General features: G+C 38.9%; 20 protein-coding genes. 5 read left to right on the forward strand and 15 right to left on the reverse strand.

The genetic code is table 11. From position 1 onward, the window contains the following. The 8 genes from ACVC7S_RS04190 to efeO form a co-directional block, all read right to left on the reverse strand. Nucleotides 1-858 carry a phosphotransferase gene (locus ACVC7S_RS04190; RefSeq protein ID WP_447266298.1) on the reverse strand — a complete coding sequence of 286 codons (858 nt, stop codon included), beginning with the start codon at nt 856-858 and terminating at the stop codon, nt 1-3. 16 nt (nt 859-874) lie between these two features. Further along, nucleotides 875-1,897: a ribitol-5-phosphate dehydrogenase gene (locus ACVC7S_RS04195; protein ID WP_447266299.1), complete on the reverse strand. Its 1,023-nt coding sequence runs from the start codon at nt 1,895-1,897 to the stop codon at nt 875-877. Nucleotides 1,898-1,901: 4 nt separating this feature from the next. Next, on the reverse strand, nt 1,902-2,609 hold the full coding sequence (locus ACVC7S_RS04200; protein WP_447266300.1) for an IspD/TarI family cytidylyltransferase: 708 nt from the start codon (nt 2,607-2,609) through the stop codon (nt 1,902-1,904). Nucleotides 2,610-2,973: 364 nt separating this feature from the next. Continuing rightward, nucleotides 2,974-3,144 carry a twin-arginine translocase TatA/TatE family subunit gene (locus ACVC7S_RS04205; protein ID WP_000512108.1) on the reverse strand — a complete coding sequence of 57 codons (171 nt, stop codon included), beginning with the start codon at nt 3,142-3,144 and terminating at the stop codon, nt 2,974-2,976. Further along, nucleotides 3,128-3,859, reverse strand: a complete 732-nt coding sequence (gene tatC, locus ACVC7S_RS04210; protein WP_447266301.1) for a twin-arginine translocase subunit TatC — start codon at nt 3,857-3,859, stop codon at nt 3,128-3,130. The genes ACVC7S_RS04205 and tatC overlap by 17 nt, the downstream gene beginning before the upstream one ends. Then, nucleotides 3,860-5,548 carry an FTR1 family protein gene (locus ACVC7S_RS04215; protein WP_447266302.1) on the reverse strand — a complete coding sequence of 563 codons (1,689 nt, stop codon included), beginning with the start codon at nt 5,546-5,548 and terminating at the stop codon, nt 3,860-3,862. Beyond that, nucleotides 5,523-6,737 (reverse strand): iron uptake transporter deferrochelatase/peroxidase subunit, encoded by a 1,215-nt coding sequence (gene efeB / locus ACVC7S_RS04220; RefSeq protein WP_447266303.1) that lies wholly within the window; start codon nt 6,735-6,737, stop codon nt 5,523-5,525. Before efeB ends, ACVC7S_RS04215 begins: the two co-directional genes overlap by 26 nt. 5 nt (nt 6,738-6,742) lie before the next feature. Next, nucleotides 6,743-7,615: an iron uptake system protein EfeO gene (efeO, locus tag ACVC7S_RS04225; RefSeq protein ID WP_447266304.1), complete on the reverse strand. Its 873-nt coding sequence runs from the start codon at nt 7,613-7,615 to the stop codon at nt 6,743-6,745. A gap of 185 nt (nt 7,616-7,800) precedes the next feature. On the opposite strand from efeO, the gene ACVC7S_RS04230 reads away from it, so the two are divergent. Beyond that, nucleotides 7,801-8,100 carry a YbaB/EbfC family nucleoid-associated protein gene (locus ACVC7S_RS04230; protein ID WP_447266305.1) on the forward strand — a complete coding sequence of 100 codons (300 nt, stop codon included), beginning with the start codon at nt 7,801-7,803 and terminating at the stop codon, nt 8,098-8,100. Between the two features lie 37 nt (nt 8,101-8,137). On the opposite strand, the gene ACVC7S_RS04235 is transcribed toward ACVC7S_RS04230, so the two are convergent. The 7 genes from ACVC7S_RS04235 to glmU all read right to left on the reverse strand — a co-directional run bounded on the left by ACVC7S_RS04235 (nt 8,138) and on the right by glmU (nt 14,117). After that, the gene (locus tag ACVC7S_RS04235; protein ID WP_447266306.1) at nt 8,138-9,901 is read right to left on the reverse strand and encodes a glycerophosphoryl diester phosphodiesterase membrane domain-containing protein; all 1,764 of its coding nucleotides are present in this window, start codon (nt 9,899-9,901) and stop codon (nt 8,138-8,140) included. Between the two features lie 8 nt (nt 9,902-9,909). After that, nucleotides 9,910-10,500: a 3'-5' exonuclease gene (locus ACVC7S_RS04240; RefSeq protein ID WP_447266307.1), complete on the reverse strand. Its 591-nt coding sequence runs from the start codon at nt 10,498-10,500 to the stop codon at nt 9,910-9,912. 80 nt (nt 10,501-10,580) lie between these two features. Next, nucleotides 10,581-11,075, reverse strand: coding sequence for a chromosome segregation protein RocS (gene rocS / locus ACVC7S_RS04245; RefSeq protein ID WP_000021248.1), 495 nt, complete (start codon nt 11,073-11,075; stop codon nt 10,581-10,583). A gap of 76 nt (nt 11,076-11,151) precedes the next feature. Then, nucleotides 11,152-11,844, reverse strand: a complete 693-nt coding sequence (locus tag ACVC7S_RS04250) for a 5'-methylthioadenosine/adenosylhomocysteine nucleosidase (protein WP_447266308.1) — start codon at nt 11,842-11,844, stop codon at nt 11,152-11,154. Nucleotides 11,845-11,859: 15 nt separating this feature from the next. Further along, nucleotides 11,860-12,171, reverse strand: coding sequence for a cell wall synthase accessory phosphoprotein MacP (gene macP / locus ACVC7S_RS04255; RefSeq protein ID WP_000517868.1), 312 nt, complete (start codon nt 12,169-12,171; stop codon nt 11,860-11,862). An 11-nt stretch (nt 12,172-12,182) separates the two neighbouring features. Then, complete coding sequence (locus ACVC7S_RS04260; protein ID WP_061427246.1) at nt 12,183-12,728, reverse strand: NUDIX hydrolase; 546 nt, start codon at nt 12,726-12,728, stop codon at nt 12,183-12,185. 9 nt (nt 12,729-12,737) lie between these two features. Then, the gene (gene glmU / locus ACVC7S_RS04265) at nt 12,738-14,117 is read right to left on the reverse strand and encodes a bifunctional UDP-N-acetylglucosamine diphosphorylase/glucosamine-1-phosphate N-acetyltransferase GlmU (protein WP_447266309.1); all 1,380 of its coding nucleotides are present in this window, start codon (nt 14,115-14,117) and stop codon (nt 12,738-12,740) included. Between the two features lie 155 nt (nt 14,118-14,272). Here glmU and ACVC7S_RS04270 point away from each other — a divergent pair, with 155 nt between their 5' ends. The 4 genes from ACVC7S_RS04270 (at nt 14,273) to ACVC7S_RS04285 (ending at nt 17,127) form a co-directional block, all read left to right on the forward strand. Next, entirely contained in the window at nt 14,273-15,073 is an 801-nt protein-coding gene (locus ACVC7S_RS04270; protein ID WP_447266310.1) for a glycoside hydrolase family 25 protein, read from the forward strand. A 106-nt stretch (nt 15,074-15,179) separates the two neighbouring features. Continuing rightward, the gene (locus tag ACVC7S_RS04275; RefSeq protein ID WP_447266337.1) at nt 15,180-16,022 is read left to right on the forward strand and encodes a DUF368 domain-containing protein; all 843 of its coding nucleotides are present in this window, start codon (nt 15,180-15,182) and stop codon (nt 16,020-16,022) included. Then, on the forward strand, nt 16,022-16,507 hold the full coding sequence (locus ACVC7S_RS04280; protein WP_447266311.1) for an aminoacyl-tRNA deacylase: 486 nt from the start codon (nt 16,022-16,024) through the stop codon (nt 16,505-16,507). The genes ACVC7S_RS04275 and ACVC7S_RS04280 overlap by 1 nt, the downstream gene beginning before the upstream one ends. Continuing rightward, nucleotides 16,504-17,127: a histidine phosphatase family protein gene (locus ACVC7S_RS04285; protein WP_447266312.1), complete on the forward strand. Its 624-nt coding sequence runs from the start codon at nt 16,504-16,506 to the stop codon at nt 17,125-17,127. Before ACVC7S_RS04280 ends, ACVC7S_RS04285 begins: the two co-directional genes overlap by 4 nt. Nucleotides 17,128-17,214: the final 87 nt, after the last annotated feature.

A 17,214-nucleotide genomic window follows, 5' to 3' on the forward strand; every position in this document is an offset into this window, starting at 1 on the left:
CTAACCTCCATAATAAGTCAAACCTTCGACAGCTCTTTGGTAACGATTGACACCATAATCTCCAAAGTCGGCACCTTGAGCTTCTTTGTACACTGTCCACAAACTCCAGATGGTATCTTGCAAGATTTTATAGATACGAATCTTCTCACGAGATACTGGCGTTTTGTCACTTTCATAGTAGGAAAGGAAATCTTCTTCTTCCTGATTTGTAAATTCAGATTCTAAGAAAAGAGCTGCCAAATCCCACATCGGATCATTCATGGAAGAGTATTCCCAGTCAATCAAATACAAGCGACCTTGAGGTGACTCGATAAAGTTTTCTGGCACCAAGTCAATATGGCAAGACTTTCTGTCAACACCCAAATCAGCCAATCTTTTCTCTAGCAAGAATACTTCTTTTCTTACAGCTTCATAATTGGCGTAAGGAATATTTCCCTCAATCAAGGATTCGTATTTTTTGATTTCTTCAAAAGGTGCAAATTCGCCTCTCAGTTCTTTACCTGATGCATGAATGGTTTGTAGAATCGGTGCAATCTTTTCAAAATTGGTCTTAATTGAAGTGGAATCAAGCGTTGTTGCAGAATCAATGTACTCATTCACCTTGATTCCAGACTCAATATCAAAAAGATAATTTTTGACATCTAAATCTAAATTCTCTAAAAGTTCAAGATTGTACTTTTCATTTTGACGATTGATGAGTTTTTCGGTTCCCTTACCAAAAAATTTCACAATATACTGTTTGTTGGTTGTTTTAACCAAATAGTTTTGGTTGGTCATGCCTCCCAGTTGTTCAACGCTGAGGACTTCCTCTTCTTCAGATAGTAAAGAAGAAATTTTTTCTTTGATGATTTTCTCCACAATTAGCCTCCATCTCTTACACTTCCCACTTAAACACTGTTTTGAAAGCAGTATTTAGGTCTGTAGCAAAGACACGATGAATGTCCTTGATTTCTCTCACGGGTTCTTCAACATAAAGGATATTTTTCAGACGATTTGCAAACTTTTTAACTTCCATCATCTGTATTGCATTTTCAAAATCAATCCGTCCTGATCGAGACGAACCGACCAATAATAAACCTTTTTCTAAAGAGTCTCGCGTATTGATATTAACCTTGTACTCGCTCACTCCCATCATGAGAATCGTTCCCTGAGGTCGAATGTAACGAATCAAATCATTGATAGCTGGGCCTGTACCATCACCACCACAACACTCAAATCCATGATCAAAGATCAAATCTTCTGGAATATTATCAGTAATGTAGCACTCTTTTGCAAAAGAGAAGAGTTCCAGTTTTTCCCAATGGCGACCAATCACGATAATCTCTGCTTCTGGCAAGGTATAATTGATAATATTTGCAACCACAAAGGCCAAACTACCATCTCCGATAACAGCAATGCGCTCTCGCTTGCTATGAGCAAGATGCAGGAATCGATCCATAGCATGCATACCGACACTCACAAACTCGGTAATGGCGGCAACTGTGTCCTCGATGTCATTATAAGACACAACACGATCTTTCGGAAGAGAAACAAATTCTCTCATAAAGCCATCATAACCACTAGATAGGAAGTAGGTTCCAGTCATGTAGTTTTCGTAGAACTCTTTGTCACTCTGCATAGGCGGTTGATTTGGAATCATAACTACTTTTTGACCGACTTCATAAGTACCAGTTGGATCTGAAATAACAGTTCCACAAGACTCGTGAATCATAGCCATAGGAAGTTTTTTAGCCAATATCTTTGGATCGCGCTTCCCTTGATAGTAACGTTGATCCGCATGACAAACCGCCATATAATTTGGACGAATCAGGATATGATTCTCCTGATCAATGTCCTCTTCTTGGTATTTTACATTGATAAATTTTGGTTTGGTCAGTTGATAAATTTGATTAATCATAGCCTTAGTCTTTCTCAATCATGCTTTTCGCGATTTTCAAGTCTGTTACCGTTGTGATTTTAAGGTTTGAATATTCCCCTTTAGCTAGGGCAACGTCTTTCCCTTTTATAACAAAAATCTTACATGCATCCGTCAGGATTTCCTTTTCTTGATCAGATAGGGAACCATACAAATCCATGAAATCCTTGCAGTGGAAGGTTTGAGGTGTTTGACCTTGATAAAGGTGAGCACGATTTGGAATATCCGTGATAAACTGACCATTGGTACTTTCAACAATGGTATCAACTGCTTCTACTACTGTGTCAACTGCATCATGATTTTGGGCCAGTTTGATATTGTCCTGGATCATGCGAAGTGTGATAAAAGGACGAACAGAGTCATGCGTAATCACGATATCTTCTGGAGTGATTGGACGGTAGGCATTAATGGCTTCGATTATCTTCTCGATACTGGTATTGCGATCAGCCCCACCCTTGGTAATGATGATGCGATCCTTGTGGAGAGAAAGATACTTGTCAACCAAGTCCTCAGCGTGTGACACCCAGTCTCCATGAACTCCAACTACAATTTTTTCAATACTTGGTTCTAAGACGAATTTTTCAATTGTGTGGATCAAAATAGGTCGATCACCCAACTCCAAGAATTGTTTTGGTAAATTACTGATTCCCATGCGTGTGCCGGTTCCTCCGGCTAGGATTCCTGCATAGATCATTTATATTCTCCTTTGTTTATTCTAAAAAAACTCATTACTATCTATTATATCACAATCTATCTTTATCATGAAGAAAAGATAGAGCGTCATTTAGCCGAGCCAACTCACTATTTTGACCAAAAAGTGAACAATTTGTAACTAAATCTGAAAAGATCAAAACAAATTAAGAAAGAAAAATAGATTATCCTCTATATCCTCCGCTTAACGTTCGGTTAACATAGAGTTCTTTAGAATATAATATAAACCTTAAAGAAAACTTAAACACATTTTTTAGAGTACAAAAATAAGCTAGGAAACTGTTTCAATTTGTCTAGATAGCTACAGTTCCTAACTTTCTCGTTTTTATATATGATGACGGAGTAGTTTACTTTTCCTGATCTTGGTCACCAGCTCCTTTAACTGCCTTTTTAAACTCAGACAGCATTTTACCAATTGATTCACCCAGTTCTGGTAAACGTTTTGGTCCAAAGATTAAGAGTGCACCTAGAACGATGATAATCAATCCTGGAGCACCGATATCACGTAAGATTCCCATTCTTTTCTCCTTTCATTTTTTTCTTTATTATCCTCTTGCTAATTACAATACTAAGCTCATAGAGCGAGATTAAAGGAATTGTCATGGCTAGATCGCTAATAAAATCAGCTGGTGTCAAAATAACAGCTAGTACCAATAAAATAAAGTAGGCATAACGTCTATAGGTAATTAAGAGCCCTGGTCCAATCAAGCCGATCGACGTTAAAAAAGCGATGATGACTGGCAATTCAAAGATGAAAGCCAAAGGAATAGTTGTTTGGAAGACAAAGTCTAAGTAGTTCTGCGCTGTTAATTGAGTTTCAAATAATCCTTCCCCAAGTCCTAAAAGCACTTGAAGTAAGGCAGGCGTTACAAAGTAGAATCCAAAGGCTAGTCCAAGTAGAAAGCAAATAAAACTAGCTGGAATATAGGCAAAGATTGCTCTTGCTTCTTCGATTTTCAACCCTGGTTTGACAAAACTCCATATCTGATAAACTGTAAAAGGAAGCGTAATAGTAAAGGACATTAGGCTCGCTAAGCGAAAATAAATCCACAAAATATCATTTGGACCTAATACAATCAACTTTTGATTAAAGGACTGAGTTAGATAGTAGTAAAGCTGATCTACAAACAATAAAGCTCCACAGAAGACTATAAAAAAGCAGGCTATAACAACAATGAATCTCTTTCTAAATTCTACCAAATGTTCAATAATTGTCAATTCTTTTGTATCCATCTACTTTTCACCCTGTCTCAATGTGACAACCAAAACAATCATCAAAAAGACTAGCTGACTTCCTAAACCTTCCCAACTTGGATAGATACCCAATAGGTCGATAGTAGGGAAACCTGGCAATAAGTGGTTAGGTGCCATATTGGTCAGCTGGAGAGCATGTAGGCTAACACCTAGCATCTTGAAGGCAAGAGCATAAATCATCCACGTCAGTAGGAAGAAGACCTTATGAGGTAGGAAGAATTGACTGGCCTTGTTCATCAGAAATGCAATAATCAGCAAGACTAACAAAGCTAGAGAAATTCCTAGGATAAACTCAAAACGAGATATTCTCGGTAAAATTCCTACGTAAAAAAGAATGGTCTCTGCCCCTTCACGAAAAACAGCTAGAAAACTAAGAGCAAACATGGAAATGAATGAACCTGTCCTGGTCACCGTTTTCATCTGGGAATCCATAAAGTCATTCCATTTTTTGACCGAGGATTTACTGTGAAGCCAGATTCCGATCAAAATCATCATCACTACCGCAAAAATCCCAACAACTCCTTCGATGATTTCACGATTAGCCCCCGATGTTACAGCAGGAAAGGCAATTTGGAGTATAAATGCAATCACTAGACTCGCAGCTATTCCTGATAGTGCTCCACCATATACCCACTTGAGTCCTTTGCGCATCTTGGCTGCTTTTAGAGTTGTGACCAAGGCCATGACGATTAAGAGAGCCTCTACCCCTTCTCTCAGGAGAATGAGCATAGCATCAAAGGCATTGTAGCTTGCATTGGTATCAATTTGTGATAAATCTGCAATCAATTTTTCTAATTTTTCTTGATATTCCTTCTCACTTCCCTTGACCATAATCACAGGACTTTCACTTTCAACTCGTGTATAGAGGGAAGGATTGGTCGTGCTAACAGAACCCTCAATCGTTGGCCAGATAGTGATGAATTCCTTCATACTAGCTGCTCCTGATGCTTGGTCGCCAGCTTGGAATTGTTCCAATGCCTTCTTCAAAAGGGCAATACCGTCTTTGAGACTTAAATCAGAAGATGCTTCTGCGACTTCTTTTCCAGTTACAAAATCATCAATAGCCTTTTTTAAGTCCTCAAAGGAAGTCTGGACGGAGTTAAAATCAGTAGGCTCAGTTTCTATGCTACTACGCAAGAAGGAGATAGCTGTTTCAACACGTCCATAATGGGCCGTACTATTGTCACGAACCACACTTTCATTGATGGTCCAAGTGGAATTCATCTTTTTATAGGCTTCTCGAATTTGCTCTATGTCTTTGGAAGAAATTGCCTTATCCAAAGTCTCAAAATGTGGTTTTAGTCGACTGACAAGTTTTTCTTTCTCCGCATTCAGATCTATTGGATTTTGTTCTTTTTCAAAAGCTAGGAGGGCAGAAGAGATTTGTGTCAGATTTTCTTCACTAATCTCTCCTGACAGACCAAGTTTCTCCTTGACAACCTTTCCAGCTTCTGAATCAGCATGTTCTACTGTTTCAAAATCCGTCGCCATTTCTCTAACTAGAGCCTTAGCATGTGACTGATTTCCATTTTTTACAGCCTGAGAGGCATCCGTAATCTTTACAAAATAAGGACTCAGACTTTCCTTAGCACTAACAGGAAAGATAGCTAACAAGAGAAAAGACAAAGTCAAGAAACAAATACTAGTCTTCCAATAATTTCTGACCAATATAGCCTCCTTTCTCTACTCCACCAAAGCAGGCAAAAAGACCACTACCGATGTGGGTTACATACTCATTCATCTTGTCTGTAGCTCCGAGGTTGGTTTGAACCTTGACAAAATGATCTGGATCCTTTTGGAAAGAAATAAAGAGCAAACCCGTGTCAAATTGTCCAGTCTTTTCATCAATGCCATCCGAGTATGAATAAGATCGTCGTAAGAGCGGTTTCTCTACCTCTTTGGCTAATCGAACATGCGAATCATCTGGTAAAAGACTTAAATCCACTTCATCAAACTCATTCTTTTTACCAAAGGGAGCACCACTTTCCTTGTAGCGACCGAAGGTATTTTCTTGCTCCTCAAGATTGGTTCGATCCCAAGTATCGAGAAACATCTGGATGCGGCGAACAGCCATATAGGATCCATTTTCCATCCAATCCTTGCTGTCAGCCCAGACAACACGATCAAAATCCTTCTCTTTGGTCACATTAGCTGTTCCATCCTTGAAACCAAAAAGGTTACGTGGTGTCTCAAGACGATCTCCAATAGCAGCAAATCCAGATTGGCTCCAACGGAGAATCACCGCATTTCTCCCTTTACGGATAAGATTGCGAATAGCATGAAAAGCAACTTGCTCGTCATCTGCACAGGCTTGGATAACAATATCTCCCCCAGTATATTTTTCACGTAGTTGCTCTTTTGGGAAGGGAGGTAAATCCTTAAAAAGTTGAGGACGTTTTTGCTCTAATTTCATCTTTTTCAGGAAACTAGCAGACACACCAAAAGTCAGCGTTAATCGATGAGGATTTAGCCCCACGGTTTCTCCAGTGTCACTAGGTGGCAAGAGAGCATTCTGACCATCTTTTTTAACCAATTCCCCCTCGACCAACTTGGCACTATAATCCGTCCAATCCTTGAACAACTGGATAATCTTATCCTTATCCGTCGTATGCAAGTCCAAAACGACAAAATAGATATTTTTTTGCATGGGCGTACTAATACCAGCTTGATGCTTTCCATAAAAAGCAATTTTTTCATTTCCGTACGAGATTTTTTCTTGCTTGTCTAACCTAGGTGCTAAAAAAGCGGAGGCACCGGAGAGACCTAGTGCTAGTCCAGCACCTCCAATACCCGCTTTTTTTAGAAATTCTCGACGGTCCATTTTTTTCTCAAAAAAATTTTCGTCTTTCTTAGTCATACTGCTTATTCTCCATCAAGAAACTTGCCCATTTGTGATAGAGGTTCACCAAGTTTTGTCACGGCTTCAGCCAATTCTTTGGTGTCTTCTTTTGTTAAGTCTGTATAAAGTTTGTAGTGCTCCTTGTCTGTCATATGTTTGTCCAACAAGCTATTAACAGATTTGAAATCTGCTTCCAATTCTTTGACCAGATTCGCATCTGATTTTTCTAGTAAAGGTTTAAAGAGTTGGAAAATCTTCTCAGCACCTTCAATATTGGCACGGAAGTCATACAAGTCTGTGTGAGAATAAATTTCTTCTTCACCTGTAATCTTGCTTGTCGCTACTTCATTGAGCAAGTCAACTGCTCCAGTCAACATAACCTTGTAGTCCACATCCACAGTTGCAATCTTAGCCTTCAATTCTTTGATATCATTGACTAATTGATCGCCATAACTTTCAGTTCCTTTAGTTGTATTTTCTTCCCAAAGGATACGCTCGATACGGTGGAAACCTGACCAACCTTCCTCTGTCTTGTTTTCGTCCATATAGTCTGCTAAACGGAAGTCAATCTTGACATCTGACTCACCAAAACTTTCGGCAATCGGTTCTGAACGCTCATAAGACATACGAATCAGTGGATAAACCTTCTTAGCCTCTTCTAATTTGCCTTCTTTCAACAGTTTGACAAAGCCTTCCGTATCTGTCAAAAGTTTATCAATTTGCTCTTGTACAAAAGTCTTATAGTCAGCAGTAGCCTTATCAAGCATTTTTTGCTTGTCTTCAGACAAGGCTGTTACCTTAGAGGAATCACTTGTGTTGCTTGGCTTAGATTGATTATTAGCACAAGCAGTCAATAGCAAGGCTGAAGATAAAAGAACGAAACCTAGTTTTTTCATTATTTACTCCTATCATTTCAGGGATCCTGAATTTATTTTACGTTTCATTATATCATGTCTTCTCTCATTTTTCAATAAATTGTCAGAAAATTTAATAATTCACAAATTAACTATTATTAGACTTTTAATCCTAAAATTGTTAAAATAAAAAGGAAAATAATAGAAAAAGGAAACTGTAAACCGCTATGATGAATATGCAAAACATGATGCGTCAAGCACAAAAACTTCAAAAACAAATGGAACAAAGTCAAGCAGAACTTGCTGCTATGGAGTTTATTGGAAAATCTGCTCAAGACCTTGTCCAAGTAACCTTAACTGGTGATAAGAAAGTTGTAAACATCAACTTTAACCCAGCCGTTGTTGACCCAGAAGACCTCGAAACTCTATCTGACATGACCGTTCAAGCTATCAATGCTGCGATAGACCAAATCGACGAAACGACTAAGAAGAAACTTGGTGCTTTCGCTGGAAAATTGCCTTTCTAATCCATAAGAAAAGAGAAACAAATGTTTCTCTTTTTTCTTAGAAGTCAAAAAATCCCATGGCTTTCTTTAGAATCAAATCAGTATATTCAGGGTCATCCTGAGCCATCAATACCTGTGACTGTACCATTTCTAGGTCATCTGTTATCATACCGTTGGCTCCTAGACGAATAGCTTTATCGAAAGCGTCAGAACCATTAACAGTCCAAACATATAGCCTTTGATCCGTTGTCCAAAGTTTATTAACAAAGTACTCATCCAAGGTTGAATATTCCATGGTATAACCAGTTGCCTTGGTTCTTGGGAAGATACTGTTATAAGGCATAATAAAGTAGGATGGAATCTCAGAATCATAATTCAAAACCTTATCAATCACTTGGTAATCAAGAGATTGAATCTGGTGCCCATATTTTTTGATGGTCTTCCCATATTTTTCAAGGAAATGTTCCATCATTTGCGGGCTATCTTTTCTACTGGTTTTAATCTCAATCAGCAATTTTTGGTTTAATGCATTGGCGCGTTCCAGATAAGCGTCGAAACTGGAAATCTTTGTCTGATAACCATTCTCGTAAATATCTGTATTTGTTAATTCATCTAGAGTCAAATCTTGCGGCGTAGCATTAATACCTGTTAAATTTTTGAGATTGGCATCGTGCATCATTACAAACTGACCATCCTTGGTTTCCTGGATATCCATTTCAATCAAATCTGGTTTTAGTTGAGCTGTTTTCTCTAACGACTCGACTGTATTCTGAACTCCATTTTTATTGGAAACTCCTCTGTGAGAAATAACCAAAGGGGTACTCGTGTCAGGAGACTCAAGATAGATATAACCCTCTAAAGCAAAAACGATACTAGCGCAGCCCATTACTCCCCATCTCATCAAATGGTCTTTCTTTCTTCTTGGCATGATTTCAAGTTCTTCACCAGTTAAAAATGAAACAAATTTAACGAGAAAATAAGTCAAGGTCATATAATGGAAGTTCTTAATCAAGACATAATTGATTATCCCTAGGACTAGGGATTCTTTATGAGTTAATTCATCCATTACAACTTGAGCAAACAATATGGGAATTAAGAGTAGAAAGAAAAAGAGGTAGGTTTTAATGATAATGAGGAGCAAGTTCCAAGCATAGAAGATAACGTGTTTTTTCGTCTTTTGCAGACTATATTTCACTCCCTCTCTCACTGTTTTCTTTTCAAAGAGAATCTTGGGAAGCGCAAACATGAAACGAACTGAAATATAGAGTAAAATCCAAGCAGAGGACAGAATCAGCAGACCAACTAGCCAATACTTATCTTCAAGGTAGGTAACGATAAAATCTGGAATAATAATCTTATTAAGGTAGTAGATTTTTAAAATCTTACGGATGAACGGGAAAAGCAAAGCAATGTAAAAAAAGACAAAGGCCATCTTACAAAAGCTCAATCGCTTAACGAATAGAAAGCTCTGGTGAAATACTTTTCTACTGTACTCAATTAAAGTTCTCTTTTCATGATAGAGAAGGTGGCGAGCCCCGATAAATAAAAGACAAATCTGGAAATAGGCGACCAGGAGATTGATTGCAATTAAGATGAGAAAGGCTAAACTGATAAAAGGCGAGCCTTGTATAATCGCCCAAAAGTTATTGTAGGAGATAAACAAATAACCTGTTTGTTTGAGCAACATCCCTGCAATCCAAGAATTCAATGGCAACCAGACAAACTCTACCATCATAAATATCAAGAAAAATAGAAATAAAATCTTATCTAGGTTATAGTATATCTTCCTAAAAGCTAGCTTTTTAGGTTTTTCAGGTTTCATAAGCACTCCTAGTCTAAAAATTGAGATAAATCTAAACCGCCAAAGGGATTCATAGATAGACTACTCTGTTCTTTCAATAATAGTTTTCCTTCATCCGATTCTAAAAAGGCTTCATAAACACGCGCTGTCATACGGGCATCTTCTAAACTATTATGCGATTGTCCTTTAAACCCTAAAAAAATCGCCACAGTTTGCAATTTGAGATTGGCTATGCCGTGTAGGTCAGAACTACGGCGTTCAAAAGCCTCATCATATAGGTCGACCTTATACTGGCCACGATAATCAATGCCGTGCTCCAAGAGAATAGGTAAATCACTCTTAGCTGCATTGTAGCCAACGATTGGTGATTTGCCAACAAAGGCCTGAAAATCTTTTAAAACTTGCTCTACTTTCGGCGCATCTTTCAAGGTTTCAGCTGTGATCCCAGTCAAACCATTGATAAAACTCTTCAATGGGGCTGTAGTATAAACATAAGAATCAAAAGCAGCACTTTCTTGTCCATCTTGAAAGCGGACTGCTGATACTTGAATTAAATGGGTAACCCCATCGTGTTGATTGAACTCTAAATCAAAGGCAATATAGTCTCTTAATTTTTCCATCTTTTACCTCAATTTCGACTCATTTTAACTATAAATAATAAAAGAAGCCATTAGGTTAGCGAATAACCCAAACAGCTTCTTTATTTTCCTCCAAACAGGCGAGCAAAAAAGCCTTTTTTAGTTGCTTGGACTTCTTCTTTTGCTTGGTCCAACTCTAGTTTCAAGGTTTCTTGATCCTTCATGGCTTGAAGAGTTAACTGTTGCTGTTGATCCAACTGTTTGTCCTTCTCTGCAATCTGACGGTCTTTGATGCGCATCTGCTCATCTTTTTCTGCCAACTGCTGGTCCTTGGCCTTGAGTTGCTCGTACAATCGAAGAATTTCAGCATTCTTCTCATCGACCAAGATTTCCATCAGTTCGCGTTGTTTAACATCATCACTTACTGGTTCATCTTCAAAAATCGTTTTTTTGTAGATTTCTTCTAGCTTGATTAAGCCACTTCGAGTAACTACAGTTACACCTTTGTCATTTTTTTTCGTGTCCTCTTCTGGAAGTTCTTTGACACGATTGTTGATTGCTTGACGAGATAGACCTAAGACCTCTGCAATCTCACTGACGGTCATTTCAATACTCATAATATCCTCTGAAACGTTTTCTAGCTTTTCTTTATTTAAATCTTATCATAAGCTAGATAAACTGTCAAATTTCCGCTTAATCCAAAGCCTTTAAAAAGGCTAGTAAGACTTGGGCAGAACGACGTCCAGCTTCAATGATAAACTCATCAAATGAGATAGAGGCCTCGTGATTGGCATTGTCACTCATAGCTCGAATGACTAGGAAAGGTAAGCCAAGAGCCTGAGCTGCCTGAGCAATGGCTGCACCCTCCATCTCAACAGCTAGAACATCTGGAAAGTGGGATTTGATACTAGCAATCTTATCATCTCCAGCTATAAAACTGTCTCCTGTAGCAATCAAGCCTAGGTGCCATGTCTGCTCTAATTGAGATAAAATTGTTTGAATCCTAGTGATAAAGTTCTTATCGGATTCAAAATAGAGGGGTTGACCAGCCATCTGACCATAAGCATAGCCAAAAGCAGTCACATCCACATCATGATAGACAAGTTTATCCGCAATCACGACATCACCAACAGCAATCCCTTCTGCAAGAGCACCCGCTGATCCAGTATTGATGATGGCTTCTACTTGAAAATGGTCAGCAAGAACAGCTACACTCATAGCCGACATGACCTTCCCAATCCCACTCTGAACTAGGACAACTTCTGTCTTGCCAATAGCGCCAGTATAGTAGGTATTTCCTAAGACTTGGACTTCTTGAGTTTTGTCCAAATTCTGAGTCAGATATACGAGCTCCTCCGGCATGGCAGCAATGATTCCAATTTTCATTTCATGTCCTTTCAATTACAAGAGTTTCATCGCCAAAATTAATAAAATCAAGAGTAGGATGACTGCAAATAAGATGCGATTGAGTTTCGAATTAAAAACATTTCTCTTCGTGTTCTCAATACGACGGCTCTTATGAATCGTTGGTTCTACTTCGATTGTAAGTGTATCTTGACTAAAACCGTGGTCTCTAGAACGTGAATAACCAAAATGTTGTGATGCAGTAGGCAGGATTTTGGTTTCCTCATCATCTTGAAGAGGTGGTCCTGAGATTTTCTCACCACGATTGGCACGTTCAATCATTTCATCTGTTAATAAAGGTTTTCCCATGGGTTGCTCCTCTATTTCTTTTGTAGTTCCCAGTACTGGATTGCCATGATAGTCTTAGCATCACAGATATGACCTGACTGGATCAGGTTCTTGGCCTCCTCTAGACTCACTTCTAGAACCTCCAAGGTTTCATCATCGTCTTGCGGACGAGGATTATCTACCTTAGTCAAATCACTTGCTAGGTAGAGTTTCAATTTTTCATTACAAAAACCAATCGCAGAATAGAAATCATACAACAGTTCTAACTTAGCCGTGTAGGCAACTTCTTCTTCCAATTCACGAAGTGCAGCTGCCATTGGATCTGCATTTTCACCAGTTTCCAGTTTTCCTGCGGGAATCTCATAAGAAACAGCCTCAATGGCCTTTCTATATTGCTTAACGAGTACAATTTTATCCTCAGCTGTCACAGCTAGAACACAAACGGCTCCATTGTGAAAAATTAAATCACGTTGGGCAGTACCTTTGCCTTCTGGCAGTTCTACCTGATCTTGCACCAGTTTAAAGATAGGGCCTTGATAGATTTCTTTTCGACTAAGCGTTTTTTCTTCAAATTCCATAATCGACTCCTACTGGTTCTTAGGATGATGAGGCAAGCGCCTTGCGTACTCATCCTTGTTAACTTGTCGTCCACGTCCAACTGCGATAGCATCCGCAGGTACATTCTTGGTAATGGTTGAACCAGCTCCAACCAGAGAATTATCTCCAAGTTCTACAGGAGCGATGATGGTTGAATTTGAACCAACAAAGACATTGTTGCCAATCACGGTCTTATATTTGTTTTTACCGTCATAGTTTACTGTAATCGTACCAGCACCAAAGTTAACATGGCTGCCTACTTCACTGTTTCCGATATAGGTTAAATGACCTGCCTTGGTATTTTCACCGATTGAAGAACCTTTGACTTCTACGAAGTTTCCAATATGAACCTGAGAAGCTAGGCTTGAACCTGGTCGGATATGGGCATAAGGACCTACAGTCACGCCATCTGAAACTGTACTTTCCTCTATCATGGAATTCGTAATCACAGCCCCAGCTCCAATATTACTATCCACAATATAAGTTCCATTTGTTAAAATAGTCTCTGCCCCAATCTTCGTTTGACCTTTTAAGGTAACATTAGCTTCGATTTGGACCTCAGGAGCAATCTCAACATCAATGTCGATGTAGGTTGCTTCTGGATTGACAAAGCTGACGCCGTTAACCATGTGCTTTTGATTGATACGGCGTCGCATCACTGCTTCTGCAGTCGCAAGAGCTACACGGTCATTTACCCCAAGACTTTCATCAAAGTCTTTCAGAGTATAGGCACCAACCTTCTCACCAGCCTCACGGAAAATACCAATCACATCGGTAATATAGTACTCTCCTTGAGCGTTGTTGGTGTTGATATTTTTAAGGGCTTCAAAAAGACGTTGGTTATCAAAAACGTAAGTTCCTGTATTGATTTCCTTGATTTGTTTTTCAAAGTCTGAGGCATCTTTTTGCTCAACAATACGAAGAACTTCTGCATTATCGTTACGGACAATTCGACCGTATCCAAAAGGATTTGCCGCTTCAGCTGTTAAAATAGTCGCCACATTTTTGTGGTTGATATGGAAATCCAAGAGGTTTTTCAAACTTTCACCTGTAATCAGAGGAGTATCCCCAGCGATAACCAAGGTGTGGCCAGTACGATTTTGGAGAATAGGCTCCGCCATCATGACAGCGTGCCCAGTTCCTAGTTGTTCTGATTGGATAACAAAGTCTGTCTGACCAGCTAATACTTGCTCAACTAGCTCAGCCTTGTGACCAACTACAGTAACTGTTTTTTCAGGTTGAATAGCACCAACACTACGAAAAACATGTTCCAACATCGAAATTCCAGCTACTTTGTGAAGTACCTTTGGAAGATCTGATTTCATGCGAGTACCTTTACCCGCTGCTAAAATAATGGCATAATTTGACATAATCTTCTCTTTTCTCTAGAAATTCCCTTATATTATACCATAATTTATTTTCTAAGGAGTAAACAAACAAGGAAATAGGGATAAGGAACTGTTATATTCACTTTTTTCGACGTTTTCTTTGATTTTTTTATTTATTTACGTTAAACTAATTAAATATGAGAAAAAAGATTAATCCAGCTATTATTTTTACTTTATTTACTATATTTATAGCTATTTTGATCCTCAATAAACCAACTTATGAAGACCATCCCGTCAAGTCAAAACCAAATGCTGTCCAGGTTGAAAATCAGGCCTTGCATAATCTTGACAAACCTATTATTGATGTCTCTGGTTGGCAAAGACCTGAGGAAATCAACTACGATACCTTGTCTCAAAATATTTCAGGTGTTATTGTTCGCGTCCACAATGGGGCTCAACATACTGAAAAAAATGATGCGGCTTATGCCAATGGTATTGATAAAGCCTATAAAAGTCATGTTACAGAATTTCAAAAGCGTAATGTCCCAGTTGGAGTCTATGCCTATCTAGCTAGCCCCAGCAAGGAAGAAATGGAAAAAGCCGCTGAAGTTTTCTATAATGCTGCTTCTCCTTACAACCCTAGTTACTATTGGTTGGACGTGGAAGAAAAAACAATGTCTGATATGAACGAAGGGGTTGAAGCCTTTCGTGCTAAACTGGAATCTTTAGGTGCTAAAAACATCGGCATCTATATTGGTGTTTATTTCATGCAAGAGCATAGTATCAATACAGAGAAGTTCTCTGCTGTCTGGATTCCATCTTATGGAACGGATTCAGGTTACTTTGAAACCACGCCTAATACTGATTTAGACTATGACCTCCATCAGTATACTTCAAAAGGAAGAATTGCTGGATTTGAACACCATTTAGATATTAATCTCATTTCTACCTTGAAGGAAAAAGAAGAAACCTTTAGAAAACTATTTTTAAGACCATAAAACAAGTGAAAATTGCTCTCTTTTTCACTTGTTTTTTCATTTTTTTCTCGTCTGTGTTATAATTGATAGAATAGAGAAAGAATTTTATGAAATTGAGGATTTTATGATGTTTTCATGGATTGCAAGAGTTATTAAAGGAATCGTCATCGCCTTAGGATTTATCTTACCAGGAATTTCAGGCGGTGTTTTGGCAGCTATTTTGGGGATCTACGAGCGAATGATTAGCTTTCTGGCTCATCCTTTTAAGGATTTTAAAGCGAATGTCCTATACTTTATCCCAGTAGCAATCGGGATGTTGCTAGGCATTGGTTTGTTTTCTTATCCAATCGAGTATCTGCTAGAAAATTACCAGGTCTATGTTTTATGGAGTTTTGCTGGAGCTATTATCGGTACGGTTCCTAGCCTCCTTAAAGAATCTACTCGGGAATCTGATCGTGATAAGATCGACCTAGTCTGGTTCTGGACCACCTTTATCCTTTCAGGTGGCGGGCTTTATGCACTAAACTTTGTTGTTGGTTCTCTCAGTGCTAGTTTCGCTAGTTTCATCTTAGCGGGTGCTCTTTTAGCTTTAGGTGTCTTGGTGCCTGGTTTAAGTCCGTCAAATCTACTCTTGATTTTAGGACTGTACGCTCCAATGCTAACTGGTTTTAAGACCTTTGATTTATTCGGAACCTTCCTTCCTATTGGGATTGGTGCAGGAGCAACTCTTATTATCTTTTCAAAATTAATGGACCATGCCTTAAACAACTACCACTCCCGTGTTTATCACTTTATTATTGGAATTGTGCTATCAAGCACCCTCTTGATTTTGATTCCAAATGCTGGAAGTGCTGAAAGTATCCAATACACTGGACTTTCTATCGTGAGTTATGTTCTCATCGCCTTCTTCTTTGCACTTGGCATTTGGCTTGGTATCTGGATGAGTCAATTGGAGGATAAGTATAAATAATGGCAAAAAAAGTCAAGATTAAAAAAACCTTGGTCGAGCAAATCTTGACCAAGGCGGGTATTGACCATACTGGTATTCAGATCAACGCGCTTGAGGGTGAACTTCCTTCGGAATATGATCGAACTCATATCTTTAAAACCTTGGCTCTTTTGGGAGATAAAACAGGACCGATTATTGGAATTGTTCCCATAACAGAACATCTCGCCGAGAAAAAACTAGCAAAAGTTTCTGGCAATAAAAAAGTGGGCATGATTCCACAGAAAGACTTAGAAAAAACCACAGGCTACATTCATGGCGCAAATAACCCCGTCGGCATTCGCCAAAAACATAATTATCCTATTTTTATTGATCAAAAAGCCTTGGATTTAGATAAAATGATTGTCTCCGCTGGGGAAGTCGGGCATAGTATCATCATACACCCTCGAGACTTGGCCAGCTTTGTAAAAGCGGATTTTGCTGATATCTTGGAGGAAAGTAAGTCATGAAACTCTATTTTGTTCGTCATGGTCGTACCCTCTGGAATCTGGAAGGACGTTTTCAAGGCGCTAGTGGCGACTCGCCCCTTCTTCCGGAATCCATTGACGTCCTACAACAACTGGGCCAGTATCTCAAGGAAGTTCCTTTTGATACGATTTATTCTAGTGATTTACCCAGAGCAGTTAAATCTGCTGAAATTATCCAAAGTCAACTCCAGACCCCCTGCCCTTTAAAAAGTATTCCAGACCTGCGTGAATGGCAACTGGGCAAACTAGAGGGATTAAAAATCGCTACGCTCAATGCCATCTACCCACAACAAATCCAGGCCTTTCGCTCCAATCTGGCTCAGTTTGATACGAAGATGTTTGAAGCAGAGTCCCTTTACAGTACTACCAAGCGGACTATTCATTTTATCAAATCTCTGAAAGAGAGCAAGGCTGAAAGAATCCTGATTGTGGGTCATGGCGCAAATCTCACTGCTAGCCTACGAACACTTCTAGGTTATAAAGAGGCTCACCTCCGCAAAGATGGGGGCTTGGCCAATGCTAGTTTGACAATTTTGGACACTGAGGATTTTGAATCCTTCACTCTAGAAAGATGGAATGACACTTCCTATCAAGGAAAATAATCGAACTTGGTCCCAATGGTCAAGTTCTTTTTAGTTTTCAAAGAATATCCGTGAATTTCTCTGCTATTTATGATAAAATGGGAGTAT

The organism is Streptococcus sp. Z556 (assembly GCF_053010225.1).